13 protein-coding genes are annotated in these 14409 nt (G+C 56.4%); 8 read left to right on the top strand and 5 right to left on the bottom strand.

Annotated elements, in window-relative coordinates:
• Positions 1-6: 6 nt before the first annotated feature.
• The 4 genes from Q5911_RS03675 to Q5911_RS03660 all read left to right on the top strand — a co-directional run bounded on the left by Q5911_RS03675 (position 7) and on the right by Q5911_RS03660 (position 5017).
• Positions 7-966, top strand: a complete 960-nt coding sequence (locus tag Q5911_RS03675) for a TIGR03943 family putative permease subunit (protein ID WP_303181066.1) — start codon at positions 7-9, stop codon at positions 964-966.
• 20 nt (positions 967-986) lie between these two features.
• Positions 987-1772: a ZIP family metal transporter gene (locus tag Q5911_RS03670; RefSeq protein ID WP_087174507.1), complete on the top strand. Its 786-nt coding sequence runs from the start codon at positions 987-989 to the stop codon at positions 1770-1772.
• Between the two features lie 58 nt (positions 1773-1830).
• Positions 1831-2352, top strand: a complete 522-nt coding sequence (locus Q5911_RS03665; protein WP_303181062.1) for a nitroreductase family protein — start codon at positions 1831-1833, stop codon at positions 2350-2352.
• 199 nt (positions 2353-2551) lie between these two features.
• Complete coding sequence (locus Q5911_RS03660) at positions 2552-5017, top strand: cation-translocating P-type ATPase (RefSeq protein ID WP_303181060.1); 2466 nt, start codon at positions 2552-2554, stop codon at positions 5015-5017.
• Between the two features lie 81 nt (positions 5018-5098).
• Here Q5911_RS03660 and Q5911_RS03655 read toward each other — a convergent pair whose 3' ends face one another.
• From Q5911_RS03655 to Q5911_RS03635, 5 genes are all read right to left on the bottom strand, one after another.
• Entirely contained in the window at positions 5099-5920 is an 822-nt protein-coding gene (locus Q5911_RS03655; protein ID WP_076779440.1) for a Cof-type HAD-IIB family hydrolase, read from the bottom strand.
• Positions 5921-5945: 25 nt separating this feature from the next.
• A complete protein-coding gene (locus Q5911_RS03650) occupies positions 5946-7316 on the bottom strand; it encodes a UDP-N-acetylmuramoyl-tripeptide--D-alanyl-D-alanine ligase (RefSeq protein ID WP_076779439.1) in 1371 nt (456 codons plus the stop codon).
• 9 nt (positions 7317-7325) lie between these two features.
• Positions 7326-8387: a D-alanine--D-alanine ligase family protein gene (locus Q5911_RS03645; RefSeq protein ID WP_303181055.1), complete on the bottom strand. Its 1062-nt coding sequence runs from the start codon at positions 8385-8387 to the stop codon at positions 7326-7328.
• A gap of 31 nt (positions 8388-8418) precedes the next feature.
• Positions 8419-9870: a nicotinate phosphoribosyltransferase gene (locus Q5911_RS03640; RefSeq protein WP_303181053.1), complete on the bottom strand. Its 1452-nt coding sequence runs from the start codon at positions 9868-9870 to the stop codon at positions 8419-8421.
• Positions 9871-9965: 95 nt separating this feature from the next.
• Complete coding sequence (locus Q5911_RS03635; protein ID WP_303181051.1) at positions 9966-10700, bottom strand: lysophospholipid acyltransferase family protein; 735 nt, start codon at positions 10698-10700, stop codon at positions 9966-9968.
• 120 nt (positions 10701-10820) lie between these two features.
• Here Q5911_RS03635 and Q5911_RS03630 point away from each other — a divergent pair, with 120 nt between their 5' ends.
• Genes Q5911_RS03630 through Q5911_RS03615 form a run of 4 tightly spaced genes read left to right on the top strand, consistent with a single transcriptional unit; the run spans position 10821 to position 14389 of the window.
• Positions 10821-11231 (top strand): protease complex subunit PrcB family protein, encoded by a 411-nt coding sequence (locus Q5911_RS03630; RefSeq protein WP_303181049.1) that lies wholly within the window; start codon positions 10821-10823, stop codon positions 11229-11231.
• A 12-nt stretch (positions 11232-11243) separates the two neighbouring features.
• Entirely contained in the window at positions 11244-12803 is a 1560-nt protein-coding gene (locus Q5911_RS03625; RefSeq protein WP_303181047.1) for a DUF3794 and LysM peptidoglycan-binding domain-containing protein, read from the top strand.
• Between the two features lie 32 nt (positions 12804-12835).
• Positions 12836-13711 carry a 4-(cytidine 5'-diphospho)-2-C-methyl-D-erythritol kinase gene (ispE, locus tag Q5911_RS03620; RefSeq protein WP_303181045.1) on the top strand — a complete coding sequence of 292 codons (876 nt, stop codon included), beginning with the start codon at positions 12836-12838 and terminating at the stop codon, positions 13709-13711.
• Entirely contained in the window at positions 13712-14389 is a 678-nt protein-coding gene (locus Q5911_RS03615) for a GntR family transcriptional regulator (RefSeq protein WP_303181043.1), read from the top strand.
• Positions 14390-14409 lie beyond the last annotated feature (20 nt).

Genomic DNA, 14409 nt, shown 5'->3' with positions numbered 1-14409 from the left:
AAGCTTATGCAGATGGTAGACAATGCCAGAGTGGTGGTGTACCTCATGGCGGGCTTCCTGGAGAGCGGGAAGACCAGCTTCCTTCGGTACACCCTGGGGCAGGAATATTTTGAAATCGACGGGAACACCCTGCTGATCCTCTGCGAGGAGGGAGAGGAGGAGTACGGTGAGGAGCTGCTGGAGCGGACTAACACAACGCTCCTCACTGTGGACGACCCGGAGGAGCTGACGCTGGAGTGGCTCCGGGAGGCGGACCGGAAATATCATCCGGAGAGGGTCATCATCGAGTGCAACGGCATGTATCCGGTGAGCCGGATCGAGGCTATGGACGTGCCCCCGGGATGGGGGCTTGTGCAGAAGCTGGTGACAGTGGACGCTTCCACCTTCGGGACTTATATTGCCAACATGAAGCCTCTTTTTATGGATATGGTGAGAAACGCGGAGCTGGTCATGTTCAACCGGTGCACAAAGGATATGCCTCTCGCCTCCTACCGACGGAATGTGAAGGTGGTCAACCAGAGCGCCCAGATCATTTTCGAGGGGGAGGACGGGGAGATCGACAACATCTTTGAGGACACCATGCCCTATGACCTGGACGCCCCTGTGGTGCAGATCGATGACATGGACTACGGCATCTGGTATGTGGACATGATGGACCACCCGGAGAGATATCTGAAAAAGACTGTGGAATATAAGGCGAAGGTGCTGAAACCGAGAGGGTTTGCGGCGAAGGAGTTCGTGGCGGGCCGGATGGCAATGACCTGCTGCGCCGATGACACTACCTTCCTGGGCTATATATGCCGAAGCCCCTACGCCCCCAAGCTGACACCCGGACAGTGGGTGAAGGTCCGGGGCACCGTAGGCTATGAATTTACCCGCGCCTACGGGCGGAAGGGCCCGGTGATCCGGGCGGAGTATGTGGAGGAGGCGAAGGCTCCTCAGGACGAGATGGTCTATTTTAACTAGGGGGACATGAGGAGGACTGTATGAGCAATGTAATGATCGGTATCCTGATACCATTTTTCGGGACCACGCTGGGAGCGGCCTGTGTCTTCCTGATGCGCGGGGAGACCATGCCGCCACTGGTCCAGAAGCTGCTGCTGGGGTTTGCCTCGGGCGTCATGGTGGCGGCGTCGGTCTGGTCCCTTCTTATCCCGGCCATGGATATGTCGGCGGATATGGGAAGGCTGGCCTTTATCCCTGCCGCCGCGGGCGTGGCGGTGGGCATGCTCTTTCTGCTCCTGCTGGATAAGAGGGTGCCTCACCAGCACATGGACCACAGGGAGCCGGAGGGGCCAAAGAGCAGCTGGCGCCGCTCTACCATGCTGGTCATGGCAGTGACCCTCCACAATATCCCGGAGGGAATGGCGGTGGGAGTGGTGTTTGCCGGGCTTCTGGCGGACAACGCCCAGATTTCTCTCATGGGGGCCTTTGCGCTCTCCATCGGCATCGCCATCCAGAATTTTCCCGAGGGGGCCATTATCTCCATGCCCCTGAGAAGTGAGGGCGGGGCAGGCAGAGGCAGAGCCTTTCTGTACGGCACTCTGTCCGGCGTCGTGGAGCCGGCAGCGGCTCTTGTCACCATCCTGCTCTCGGAGCTCCTTACCCCGGTGCTTCCCCTTCTCCTGGCCTTTGCGGCGGGAGCCATGCTGTACGTGGTGGTGGAGGAGCTCATCCCGGAGGCAAATGAGGGAGAGCACAGCAACATCGGCACGATGGGGTTTGCGGTGGGATTTATCCTCATGATGATCCTGGACGTGGCCCTGGGCTGATGCGGGAACGGAACGCGGCAACGAGTGAAAAGACAAGCAGCAAAGGAGGAACAAGGACATGAAAGAGACACTGAAGGACTTAAAGGAGAGAAGGAGCGTCCGGGCCTATAAGGCGGAGCAGATCAAAGACGAGGAGCTTGAGCAGGTCCTGGAGGCCGGGCTGTGGGCGCCCAGCGGCATGGGACAGCAGCCGGTTGTCTTTGTGGCTGTGCAGGACCCGGAGACGAGAGAGCAGCTCCGGAAAATGAACGCCTCCATCATGGGCGATCCGGATATGGACCCCTTCTATGGAGCGCCAACCATCTTGGTGGTGCTGGCGGACACAGGGCGTCCCACCTATGTGGAGGACGGAAGCCTGGCCATGGGCAACCTGATGAACGCGGCCCAGGCGGTGGGACTTGGCTCCTGCTGGATCCACAGGGCAAAGGAAGAGTTTGAGAGCGAGGAGGGCAAAAAGCTCCTCGAAAAATGGGGGCTTGGAGAGAACTATGCCGGCGTCGGACACTGCGCGCTGGGCTATGCGGACGGGGAGAAGCCGGCCGCCAAAGAGCGCAGGGAGGGCCGCATCATCCGGGTCTGAGCTGCCTGAGAAAAACAGCACCGGGGCGGGGCATCCAGCAGGAGGAGGGCTCCCGCCCCGGTGCTGTTCTGCGCGGCCGGGCAGGCTGGCAGAGCCGGAGCAGGGGACGCAGGCTTAAGAGAATTTTTAGAGAACCTTTATAGAAATCTTAAGGGGAGAGGTATATAATAGGATAGATATAGAGGAGACGTAAATATACATGAAGAAAAGACAGAGAAATGTTAAGAAAAGAGTAGAGGAACAGAGTGAGAGAAGGAGCAGACGGATCCCCACGACCCGCTACGACCCGGACCCGGAAGCCGGGCTTACCTCCCAGCAGGTGCAGGAGCACCGGATGCACGGGTGGACCAATATCGCGGTAGACCCGCCGGCAAAGACCACGAAGGAAATCGTACATGAAAATGTGTTTACCTACTTCAACCTGATCTTTATCGTGCTGGGCATCCTGCTCTGCCTGGTGGGGTCCTTTCGGAATCTGACCTTTCTGCCGGTAGTCATCATCAACACCCTCATCGGTATCGTGCAGGAAGTGCGTTCCAAGAATGTCCTGGAAAAGATGAGCATGCTGAATGCGCCTCACGCCAGGGTGGTGCGGGACGGCAAAATAAAAAAGGTCAATTCGGAGGAGCTGGTGCTGGATGACATTGTCATTTTCGGCGCAGGAAACCAGATCTGTGCGGATGCTGTCGTCTCTTCCGGGGAGGTGCAGGTCAATGAGTCCCTGCTGACAGGAGAGTCTGATGAGATCACCAAGCGAAGAGGGGACAAGCTCATGTCCGGCAGTTTTGTGGTGTCCGGGGAATGCCGGGCCCGGCTGGACAAGGTGGGGGAGGATTCCTACATCTCCCGGCTGACCATAGAGGCCAAGGCCATGGACGATCAGGAACAGTCGGAGATGATCCGGTCTCTGGACAAGCTGGTCAAATGGGTGGGTATCATCATCATTCCCATCGGCCTGATCCTGTTTTCCCAGAGCTTCTTTTTCAACCATGAAGGATTTGCCCAGAGCGTCACCTCCATGGTGGCAGCAGTCATCGGCATGATCCCCGAGGGGCTGTACCTGCTTGCCAGCGTGGCCCTGGCAGTGAGCGCCATGCGGCTTGCCAGCCAGAAGGTGCTGCTCCACGATATGAAGAGTATCGAGACGCTGGCCAGGGTCAATGTGCTCTGTGTGGATAAGACGGGAACGATCACGGAAAATACCATGACAGTGAACCGGGTGGAGCCCACCTTGGATTACCGGGAGAAAGAGGAGGAGTATCCCCCTCTTGAGAAAATGCTGGGAGACTTTGCGGCGGCCATGAGCGAGGACAATATCACAATGGCTGCCCTGAAAGAGTATTTCCAGGAGAACACCGGGAAAAAGCCGGTGAGCCTCACCTCTTTTTCGTCGGCGGTAAAATACAGCAGCGTCACCTACAAAGACGGGGCCTATGTGCTGGGTGCGCCTGAGATGGTGCTGCGGGATGACTACGTGCTCTACGAGGCGGAGATCGAGCAGTTTACCAGGAAGGGATACCGAGTTCTCGTCTTTGGAAAATATGCGGGGGAGATCGACGGCAAACCCCTCACAGAAAAGGTTACGCCGCTGGGTTACGTGATGCTGTCCAACCCCATCCGGCAGAATGCGCCGGAGACTTTTGCCTACTTTGCAGAGCAGGGCGTGGACATCAAGGTGATCTCCGGGGACAACCCGGTCACTGTGTCGGAAGTGGCTTCCCAGGCCGGCATAGCGGGGGCAGAGAACTATGTGGACGCCAGCACGCTGAAGACGGACCAGGATGTGGCGGCAGCCATGAAAAAGTACACGGTCTTCGGGCGGGTGACGCCCAATCAGAAGCGGCAGTTTGTGAATGTGCTGAAAAGCCAGGGCAACACGGTAGCCATGACAGGGGACGGTGTCAACGACATTCTGGCCCTGAAGGATGCGGACTGCAGCATCGCCATGGCGTCGGGAAGCGAGGCCGCCTCCCAGGCAGCCCAGGTCGTGCTGCTGGAGTCAGACTTCTCCTGCATGCCCTCGGTGGTGCTGGAAGGGCGCAGGGTAGTCAACAACATTCAGCGGTCCGCCAGCCTGTTCCTTGTGAAAAATATATTTTCCCTCCTTCTGTCCGTGTTCTCGGCGGTGTTTATGATCACTTACCCGCTGGAGCCCTCCCAGATCTCGCTGATCAGTATGTTCACCATCGGCGTGCCGGCCTTCTTCCTGGCGCTGGAGCCCAATAAGAACCGGATACAGGGACATTTCCTGCCCAATGTATTTCTGAAGGCCCTGCCCGGCGGACTGACAGATGTGCTGATCGTGGGAGCATTGGTGATCTTCGGACAGACCTTTGAGGTGGGACAGAAGGACATTGCCACGGCGGCTACTATCCTGCTTGCCATTGTGGGATTTATGGTGCTGTGGAAGATCAGCCAGCCTATGAACCCCATCCGGATCGCTGTTCTGGTGGGCTGCGGCATTGCGCTTGTGTTCTCCAGCATCTACCTGGGAGATTTGTTTGCCATCACAGCCATGTCCACTAAGTGCATCATGCTCTTCATCGTCTTTTCCATAGCGGCGGAGCCCGTGTTCCGCTACCTGAGCTTTCTTGTGGAGGCCATCGGAAAATTCGGGAAGCGGCTGTTCCAGTGGCATGAGAAAAATAAAGGAAAGACAGCTTAGACATAAAAAAGAGTTCCACAGTGGAACTCTTTTTGCTTTGTGGAAAGTCCTGCATGCAGGATGCGCAGGCGGGAATGAACCTCAGCTGCGCCGCATAAATGTATTGATCACATGCAGAACGCCGTCCTCATCGTTGGACTTTGTGATGTAGTCCGCGCTGTCCAGCACAGGAGGCTGGGCGTTGGCCATGGCGACTCCCAGGCCGGCGGTCTCGATCATGGTGATGTCATTGTAACCGTCCCCGCAGCAGATCATCTGCTCTGTGGACAGGCCGATGCTGCCAAGAAGCTTCACCAGCGCGTGGGCTTTGTCCACACCTCTTGGCATGATCTCCAGGAAGAAGGGGTCGGAACAGTAGATGCTCAGATAGGACCGGAAATGCTGTGCCATGGCATCTTTCATCCGGCTGATCACCTCCGGCTCCCCGGTGGCCAGAAGTTTGTTGGCCTGCGGGGGAATGGCAGACAGGAAATCCGAACGCTCCAGGACAGGCATGTGGTTGATCCTGGATTCTAACTGTGTATAGCGGTTGGGATGTATCCCGGAGATGATGTGGTCTTCCGTGTAGGTCAGGATGTCCGCGCCGTCCCGGGCAAAGGCGGAGGCCAGGCGGAAGACATCCGGAAGCGCATCCTTTGGCAGACAGCGGTTGTACATCACCTCCCCGCTGCGGCAGTCTGTGATGCGGGCTCCGTTGAAGGAGAGGATGTAGCTGCCGTAGTCAGAAAGATGCAGCTGTCGGGCCAGGGGAACTACGCCTCTTGTGGGGCGCCCGCTTGCCAGGACTACCTTTTTCCCCATCTTCTGTATGTCGATCAGCGCCTCCAGCGTGGCCGGCGTGATCTCCTTTTTTGAGTTGGTCAGTGTGCCGTCCAGATCAAGGACGAGAACCTGATAATCCATGGTCTGTTCTCCTTTGTGGAATTTCCTACAGCTCCTGCAGCGCCTGTACGATCCCGCTGAAGCCAAGGCTGTTGGAGGCTTTTACAAGGACATTGTCCCCCTCCTTTATCAGTTCCCCGAGATGAGGGATGAGATCGTCCTTTGTGGCGAACCAGTGCGTCTCTATCCGGGAACCGGCATCCTCTATGCCCCGGATGATCTCTTTTGCCAGTTCATCCACGGCGATCACCATGTCTGTCCCGGATGCGGCCAGGTAAGTGCCTACCTCATAGTGGAGCTCTTTCTCGTTATGACCCAGCTCGCCCATTTTTCCAAGGACAGCCACTCTGCGGCCGATCCCAAGACCCAGCACATCGATGGCAGCCTTCATGGAAACCGGGTTGGCGTTGTAGCAGTCGTCCAGGATAATGACTTTGTCTGTCTGGATGATGTTGTTCCTGCCCGGCAGGAAGGGAAGGTGCTCAATGCCGTATTTGATCTGTTCGCTGCTAAGACCCAGCACGTATCCCACTGCCGCCCCTGCAAGAGCGTTGGATACCATGTGGGATCCGGGGGTGGGGACCAGACAGGAAAACTGTCCGCCGGGTGTGTGGATAATGCAGGAAGAGCCCTTCAGGCCCTGGGACTGTATGTCTGTGGCATACACATCGCAGTCCGGCGATGTGCCGTAGAAGAGGGGGGTTACGCCCTTCACAGGTCCGACGGTGGACAGGAGAGGGTCATCTCCGTTGAGGACGATGGAGCCGCCCGGCTTCATGTCCTGGAACATCTGTGTCTTTTCCTGCATGATGCCCTCCTGGGTCTTGAGGAATTCCAGGTGGGCCACACCGATGTTGGTGATCACGCACACATCAGGCTGGGCCACGGTGGAGAGTTTGCGCATCTCACCGAAATGGTTGATGCCCATCTCCAGGACAGACACCTCATTTTCCTCCTTCAGGTCAAAGACAGTCAGGGGAAGGCCGGACTCGCTGTTCAGGTTCCCCTGGGTCTTGTGTACATTGAACTTCTGCGCCAGGACGGATGCGATCATCTCCTTTGTGCTGGTCTTTCCCACACTGCCGGAGATGCCCACTACTTTGAGGTCAAAAGAGTCCCGGTACAGCTTTGCAATGTCCAGAAGGGCCTGGGCGGTGGACTCTACCCGGATATAGGGGAAGGGGACTTCGCCCAGATCCTGCTCAGACACGGCGCACAGAGCGCCTGCGTCCATGACAGAGGGGATGAAAGAATGTCCGTCCACCCGCTCTCCTTTGATGGCTACAAACACATCCTCCGGGCCGGCTTTCCGGCTGTCGATGACCACGTGGGCGGCCTCCCGGGAGAGGAGGCTGTCGCTGCCGTGGTATGTGCCGCGGCAGGCCCTGGTTATATTTTCTATTGTGAGATTTTTCATGTTTCTCTCCTATCTGTATCTGGCGTCCATGGATTTTTCAATGATCTGCTCACAGAACTCGCCGTATTCGTATCCGGCTGCCTTTGCCGCTTTGGGCAGGAGGCTGGCGTTTGTCATGCCGGGCAGTGAATTGACTTCCAGGCAGTAGAAACGGCCTGTGTGATTGTCCACGATGAAATCTGCTCTGCAGTATACGTTCAGGCGGAGAGCCTCTGCGGCCAGCACGCCGGTCTTCTGTATGGCCTCTGTAGTCTCTTTGTCCACGGAGGTAGCGGGGCAGATCTCGGAAGCACCGCCGCTCTGGTACTTGTGCACATAGTCAAACACGCCTCCGTCGGGAATGATCTCCACAAGGGGAAGTGCCTTGCCGTCAAAAATGCCGCAGGCATATTCCCGGCCATCGATGAAGGGCTCAATGACTACTTCGTCCTCCTTTTCAAAAGACAGACGCATGGCCTCCCGGAATTCCTCCTCCGTGTGGGCAAAGTGCACACCGATGCTGGATCCCCCGGAGCAGGGTTTGACTACCAGGGGAAGGGGGATCTGGAGCGCTTCCAGGGAAATGTCCTTATCCCTGCGGGAAATGTGTGTGCCGTAGGGAGTGGGGACGCCGGCAGAGTGGAAGAGATCTTTCGTGACGCCCTTATCCATGGAGAGCGCGCATCCCAGTGAGTCGGGACCTGTGTAGCGGATCCCCAGAGTGTCAAAAGCAGCCTGCAGCTTGCCGTTCTCACCCAGTCCTCCGTGAAGGGCCAGGAAGGTGATGTCGGCCAGACTGCACAGCTCCAGCACGTTGGGGCCCAGGTAGCTGGGGGAATCCCCGGGGCGGGATGCCCAGAGGGCGTCGAGGTCCGGCTCGGACACCTGGATACCGGTGGCGATCTCAAGGCCGCCTCCCGGCAGGGTGAACACATCCTCCAGGTTCTCGGGCGCATCCTCAAGTCCGAGGAAGGCATCCAGAAGGTAGGCGTTATGTCCTCGCTCCCGGAGCGCACGGCAGATACTGCCTCCGGAGCTCAGGGATACATCCCGCTCGTTGCTGTAGCCGCCTGCCAGTACAATAATATTCATAGAAATAAATCCTCCTTAAAAATAAAACCTGTTAATCCATATCCATCTGATCCAGCAGGGATTTCTTCACCTCGTAGAGGCTGTCAGACAGGTCCACGTAGACCTGATGGGGGTAGAAGAGACGCTTTGTCTCCTCCCACAGGGTCTTTTTTTCCTGTCTGCAGTATTCCGCTATCTCCATGACAGAGGGTGACTGGTACACGCACTCTCCATTCCGGAAAATGGGTACAAGGATCTCCCGCATGGTGTAGGAGCCACCCGGCAGCTTTGTCTTCTTCCACGTGTCGATGGGGTCAAATATGAGTAGGTCCTTCTCGGTGTCGTAGGTCTCATCCGCAAAGCAGATGAGGTCCGCTCTGACCTTCCCCGTGGGCTTGTCGTAGATGCGGAAGACAGTCTTGTTCCCCGGGTTCGTGATCTTCTCCGTATTCTCGGAAATCTTGATCTTGGGCACAAACTGTCCCGACTCATCCTGGATGGCCGCCAGCTTGTAGACGCCGCCGAAGGATGGGCAGTCCTTTGAGGTGATCAGGTTGGTGCCCACACCCCAGGAGGTGATAGCCGCCTGCTGCATCTTCAGGTCGTGGAGCAGGTACTCATCCAGATCGTTTGACGCGGAGATCACCGCGTCTGTAAAGCCCGCCTCGTCCAGCATGGTCCTGGCCTTCTTGGACAGGTAGGCCAGATCGCCGCTGTCCAGGCGGATACCGTACTTTTTCATGGAAACCCCTGCGGCCCGCATCTCACTGAAGACGCGGATGGCGTTGGGAACTCCGGATTTCAGTGTGTCGTAGGTGTCCACAAGGAGGATGCAGTTGTCCGGGTAGAGCTGGGCGTAGGCCTTGAAGGCGGTGTACTCATCCGGGAAGCTCATGATCCAGCTGTGGGCGTGAGTGCCGAGAACAGGCACGTCAAAGCGCTGGCCGGCCAGCACGTTGGAGGTGCCGATACAGCCGCCGATGATGGCGGCCCGGGCGCCGTAGAGCCCTGCGTCAGGGCCCTGGGCCCGGCGCAGGCCGAACTCCATGATACCGTCGCCGCCCGCCGCAAACACGACCCGGGAGGCCTTTGTGGCGATGAGGCACTGGTGGTTGATGATGTTGAGGATGGCAGTCTCCACAAGCTGGGCCTCCATGATGGGCGCGATCACTTTCAGGATCGGCTCTTTGGGGAAGATGACCGTCCCCTCGGGGATGGCGTAGATATCTCCGGTAAAGTGGAACCCGCTCAGGTAGTGGAGGAAATCTTCGCTGAACATACCCAGGCTGCGCAGGTAGTCCACGTCCTCGTATGTGAAATTCAGATTTTTTACGTACTCAATGACCTGCTCCAGGCCCGCACAGATGGAGTAGCCTCCATTGCTGGGGTTCTGGCGGAAGAATACATCGAAGATGACGGTCTCGTTCTGCCCTTTTTCATAGTATCCCTGCATCATGGTAAGCTCGTAGAAGTCCGTCAGCAGGGTCAAATCATGTCTGCTCATTGTTCTCTTTTTTAAACTCCTTTGTATTTGTTGTAGCTGAAAAAGTTATCCCAATTATAGCACCATAAGAGGGAAAAGTAAAAACAAAGTAAAAATTATACAAGGGACTGATTCCTGATGATGGTCTCCTGGATGATATTGTGGCAGTAGTCTCCCAGGTGCTGCCGGGTCTGCTTGTCAAGCTGGTCGGGATAAATGGGTTTTCCGTACTCCAGCACCACGTGGGTCTTGCGCACAAAGGGGAGATGACCCTCAAAGATGGCCTGGGTGTTGTTCATGGACATGGGGATGATGGCGCAGCCGGTCTTCTCGGCGATCTTCAGAGCCCCGTCCTTAAAGGGGAGCATGGAAAGCTCCTCCCCTGTGTTTCTCGTACCCTCGGGGAAAATGCAGATGGAGATACCGCTTTTTACATATTCTATGGCCTGCAGGATGGTCTTAAGCCCCTCTTTTGGAGTGCTCCGGTCAAGGAACAGGCAGTACAGATTTTTCATCCAGTCCCGCAGCAGAGGATAGCGGAGCATCTCTTTTTTCGCCACATACCCGGTCAGCCGCCGACATCTGGAATAGGTCAGAAGGATATCAAAATAACTCCTGTGATTTCCTATATAAAGGACCGGCTCATCGGGCACATTCTCCTCCCCGATGACGGTTACTTTCACACCTGCTATTTTCAGCATCAGGCGGAACGTCCACTGCACCATCCGAAGGCAGGAGTAATCTTTGGCTCTCCGGTTCACAAGCCCCACAAAGTATTCCACGATGAGAACCGGTATGCCGACTATGAGATAAATAAAAAGTACGATCGCAATAGCAATAAATCTTATCATGATTTCGAAAACCTTTCTTCTGTTTCTTTTGTGTACATCATAAGCATCTTACCATAAAACTGTCATTTTTCAAAGGGGTGGCGTGTATGATAATAGAGAGAATATCCATAGGGTGAAGCCATGAAAAGACGCAGGATACTGTGTGTGTTTTCTGCGCTGGTCCTGCTCCTGTCCGGGTGCAGCGTCCGCCGCATAGACGGGGAGAAAAAGCAGGATCTGGATTATAAGACGCTGGATCGCCTGGGGATTCCGGAGAAACTCTGGAAGGAAGTGGAGGAGAAAAAAGAGGAGCCCTTTCTCCTGGCATACGGGGACGGCGAGCAGCTGTACATAGCTATGGGTTATGGGGAGCAGGAGAGCGGCGGGTACAGTATCCAGATAGAAGAGGTCTGTGAGACGGAAGACGCAGTCTGCATCCGCACCTGCCTGACAGGGCCGGATGAGGGGGAGAAGGTGTCGCAGGAGCCGGATTGTCCATATGCGGCCGTGGCGACAGAGTATACGGAAAAAAGAATTCTGTGGGAGAGGTAAGGAGGAGTAAAAATGGAGCAGATCAAAAAGACGGTCCGGGCAGGCCGGATCGGACCTGGTGTGACAGATCAGTTTTATGTAGATGAAGACATCAATATTCCGGAGGCGAAGTACGATGCCGCCAGAGTTGTGTACAGCAGTGGAAGAATCCATGTGGAGGATATACGTCCGGCTGAACACTATGCCAGAGTGACAGGGAGGCTATCCTATCAGATCCTCTATGAGACGGAGGATGGCGGGGGACAGCTGTCCTCACTTGCCGGCAGGCTGCCTTTTGAGGAGATGGTATACATGGAGGAGGAGCCAAAGGACCAGCTGTTTGTCCGGGGGGCTACGGCAGAGGTCAGCGTAACCCTGATCAATTCCCGGAAGATGAATCTGAAGGCTTCTGTGGATCTGACCATCGGGTCTGAGGGGGCGGAGGAAGAACAGATCACGGCGGACATGGAGGAAGAGTCCACCATCTACAAGAAATTTTCCGAGAGGGAGATCCTGGAACTGTGCACGGTACAGAAAGATGTGTACCGCATCAAGGAGGAGATCCATCTGCCGGCAGCCAGGGAAAATATCGGCACCCTCCTTCTGGGGGAGAGCGCCCTTCGGAAACTGGATACCAGGCTGGAAGATGGGGGACTGGTGCTGCGGGGCGAGCTGCAGGTCTTCTGTCTCTATGAGTCCCAGAATATGAAGACAGAGTGGGTGGAGCAGAGCGTGCCCTTTGAGGGCCGCCTGTCCTGCGAGGGGGCAGGAGAGGAGATGTACCACTGTGTGTACGCTTCCCTGGGAGATGACAGCATAGAGGCCCGGCTGGACGAAGACGGGGAGGTGCGCATCTTTGGCGTGGAGGCGTCCCTGGAAGTGCGCTGCACGGTCTACAGAGAGGAGAAGATCCGCATCCTGGAAGATCTGTATGCGCCCGGGAGAAAGCTGACACCTGAGAGGGAGGAAGTGATCCTGGAAAGCCTTGTCATGCAGAACCACTCGAAGTGCAGGCTGACAGAGCAGCTGAGCCTGCCGGAGATCCGGGAGGGAACTTTACAGATCTGCCACAGCAGCGGCTTCCTGCAGATGGAGCCGGCCCAGATCCAGGACGGGGAGATCCGGGCGGAAGGCGTCCTGAATGTAATGTTCCTGTATGTGAGGGCGGACGATGAACAGCCCTTCGGCATCTGGCAGGGAATGGTACCTTTCTCCCACTCCATTGAGTGCAGCGGCGCCTCTGAGGAGATGCGCTGTGATATCGAGGGCAGCCTGGAGCAGCTCTCTGTCAGCCTCCTGGGAAACGGGGAGGCTGAGGTAAAGGCGGCTCTCTCCTTCCAGGTATTTTTGAGGAAGCCGGAGAGGGTGGATAACATCCTGGATGTAAGCGAGCAGCCGGTGGACGCAAAAGAACTGGAAAATGCGCCCGGCATTGTGGGCTACATTGTAAAAGAGGGAGATACGCTGTGGGATCTGGCCCGGCGGTACAATACCACGGAGGAGGGGATCAGAGAAGTCAACGATATAAAAGAAGGAACATTGAGGCCGGGAGACAGGTTATTGATTTTTAAAGAAAACATGGGTATACTGTAAGTACACTGTATACAAGATACAAGGAGAGTACAATGGATAAACTGGAGTTGAAAGCACTGGGTAAGATCAATCTGGGACTTGATATCCTGGGCCGGAGGGAAAACGGCTACCACGATGTCAGGATGGTCATGCAGACGGTCTATCTCTACGACCGCGTGACCCTGGAAAAGACGCGGGAGCCGGGCATCGAAATATCCACAAATCTGTCCTATCTTCCGGTCAATGAAAACAATATTGCCTACAAAGCGGCAGATCTTCTGCAGCGGGAGTTTGGGATCAGAGAGGGCATTCGGATCACGCTGGAGAAGCACATCCCGGTGGCAGCCGGGATGGCGGGGGGAAGTTCCAACGCGGCAGCTGTGCTCTTCGGCATGAATCGAATGTTTGATCTGGGACTGTCTGAGCAGGGACTGAAGGACAGAGGCGTGACGCTGGGCGCGGATGTGCCCTACTGCATCATGCGGGGGACGGTCCTGGCAGAGGGGATCGGCGAGATCCTGACGCCTCTTCCTCCGCTGCCAAAGTGCTATGTGCTGATCGCAAAGCCGCCCCTTTCTGCGTCCACAAAGACCGTGTATGAGAAGATCGACAAGGAGGGCGTGGGGAGCCATCCGGACATCGACGGTATCCTTGCGGGACTTCAGGAGGGAGATCTGCAGCAGGTGGCAGACAGCATGGGAAACGTGCTGGAGCAGGTTATGCTGGAGGAGTATCCGGTGCTTCGAAAGATCAAGGACGTGATGATAGGAGCCGGCGCCCTGAATGCCATGATGAGCGGAAGCGGCCCGACTGTGTTCGGGATCTTTACATCCCGGGGTAAGGCCAAGGCGGCGGCAGCCAGGCTGAAGAGACAGACGCCTGTGAAGCAGGCCTATGTCACGAATGTACACAATGTCAGGAGGAAATAAATGAAGGAACCGAATTTTGAAGTCAGTATGAATGAGTACCTGCCTCTGCGGGATGTGGTATTCAACACACTGCGGCAGGCCATTTTGAGGGGGGAACTCAAACCTGGAGAGCGGCTCATGGAGATCCAGCTGGCCAACAGGCTGGGGGTCAGCCGGACGCCTATCCGGGAGGCCATCCGGAAGCTGGAACTGGAGGGACTTGTGCTGATGATCCCCCGCAAGGGCGCTGAGGTGGCGGAGATCACGGAGAAGAGCCTGCGGGATGTGCTGGAGGTGCGCCGGGCGCTGGAAGAGCTGGCGGTGGAGCTGGTGTGTGAGAAGATCACAGATGAGCAGATCCAGGATCTGAAGGGCGCTGCTGAGGACTTTAAAGCCTCCCTGAAAGAGGGAGATATCACCCGCATTGCGGAGGCGGATGTAAAGTTCCACGATGTCATCTACATGGCCACAGATAACCAGAAGCTGATCCAGCTGCTCAACAATCTGAGAGAGCAGATGTACCGTTACAGGGTGGAATATCTGAAGCGGTCAGATTTTCACCAGCAGCTCATTGATGAGCACGAGGAGATCATAGAGACTATCGAGAACGGACAGAAGGAGAGGGCTGTGCAGGTGGTGTGCCAGCACGTGGACAATCAGGTGGAAGCGGTGATGGACACCATCCGGACAAAAAAGTAGGAACTGCGGCAGGCTGCAGA

Source organism: Lachnoclostridium phocaeense (assembly GCF_959599685.1).
In the GTDB taxonomy this organism is placed as follows: domain Bacteria; phylum Bacillota; class Clostridia; order Lachnospirales; family Lachnospiraceae; genus Claveliimonas; species Claveliimonas monacensis.
This window is presented reverse-complemented; position numbering and strand designations above follow the sequence as displayed.

What these genes read in the sequence shown, in the direction of transcription:
- Q5911_RS03670 (WP_087174507.1), top strand. Translation starts at nt 987, where the DNA reads ATGAGCAATGTAATGATCGGTATCCTGATACCATTTTTCGGGACCACG.
- ispE (WP_303181045.1), top strand. Translation starts at nt 12,836, where the DNA reads ATGGATAAACTGGAGTTGAAAGCACTGGGTAAGATCAATCTGGGACTT.
- Q5911_RS03650 (WP_076779439.1), bottom strand. Translation starts at nt 7,316, where the DNA reads ATGAAAAATCTCACAATAGAAAATATAACCAGGGCCTGCCGCGGCACA.
- Q5911_RS03640 (WP_303181053.1), bottom strand. Translation starts at nt 9,870, where the DNA reads ATGAGCAGACATGATTTGACCCTGCTGACGGACTTCTACGAGCTTACC.
- Q5911_RS03675 (WP_303181066.1), top strand. Translation starts at nt 7, where the DNA reads ATGCAGATGGTAGACAATGCCAGAGTGGTGGTGTACCTCATGGCGGGC.
- Q5911_RS03630 (WP_303181049.1), top strand. Translation starts at nt 10,821, where the DNA reads ATGAAAAGACGCAGGATACTGTGTGTGTTTTCTGCGCTGGTCCTGCTC.
- Q5911_RS03660 (WP_303181060.1), top strand. Translation starts at nt 2,552, where the DNA reads ATGAAGAAAAGACAGAGAAATGTTAAGAAAAGAGTAGAGGAACAGAGT.
- Q5911_RS03655 (WP_076779440.1), bottom strand. Translation starts at nt 5,920, where the DNA reads ATGGATTATCAGGTTCTCGTCCTTGATCTGGACGGCACACTGACCAAC.
- Q5911_RS03665 (WP_303181062.1), top strand. Translation starts at nt 1,831, where the DNA reads ATGAAAGAGACACTGAAGGACTTAAAGGAGAGAAGGAGCGTCCGGGCC.
- Q5911_RS03635 (WP_303181051.1), bottom strand. Translation starts at nt 10,700, where the DNA reads ATGATAAGATTTATTGCTATTGCGATCGTACTTTTTATTTATCTCATA.
- Q5911_RS03625 (WP_303181047.1), top strand. Translation starts at nt 11,244, where the DNA reads ATGGAGCAGATCAAAAAGACGGTCCGGGCAGGCCGGATCGGACCTGGT.
- Q5911_RS03645 (WP_303181055.1), bottom strand. Translation starts at nt 8,387, where the DNA reads ATGAATATTATTGTACTGGCAGGCGGCTACAGCAACGAGCGGGATGTA.
- Q5911_RS03615 (WP_303181043.1), top strand. Translation starts at nt 13,712, where the DNA reads ATGAAGGAACCGAATTTTGAAGTCAGTATGAATGAGTACCTGCCTCTG.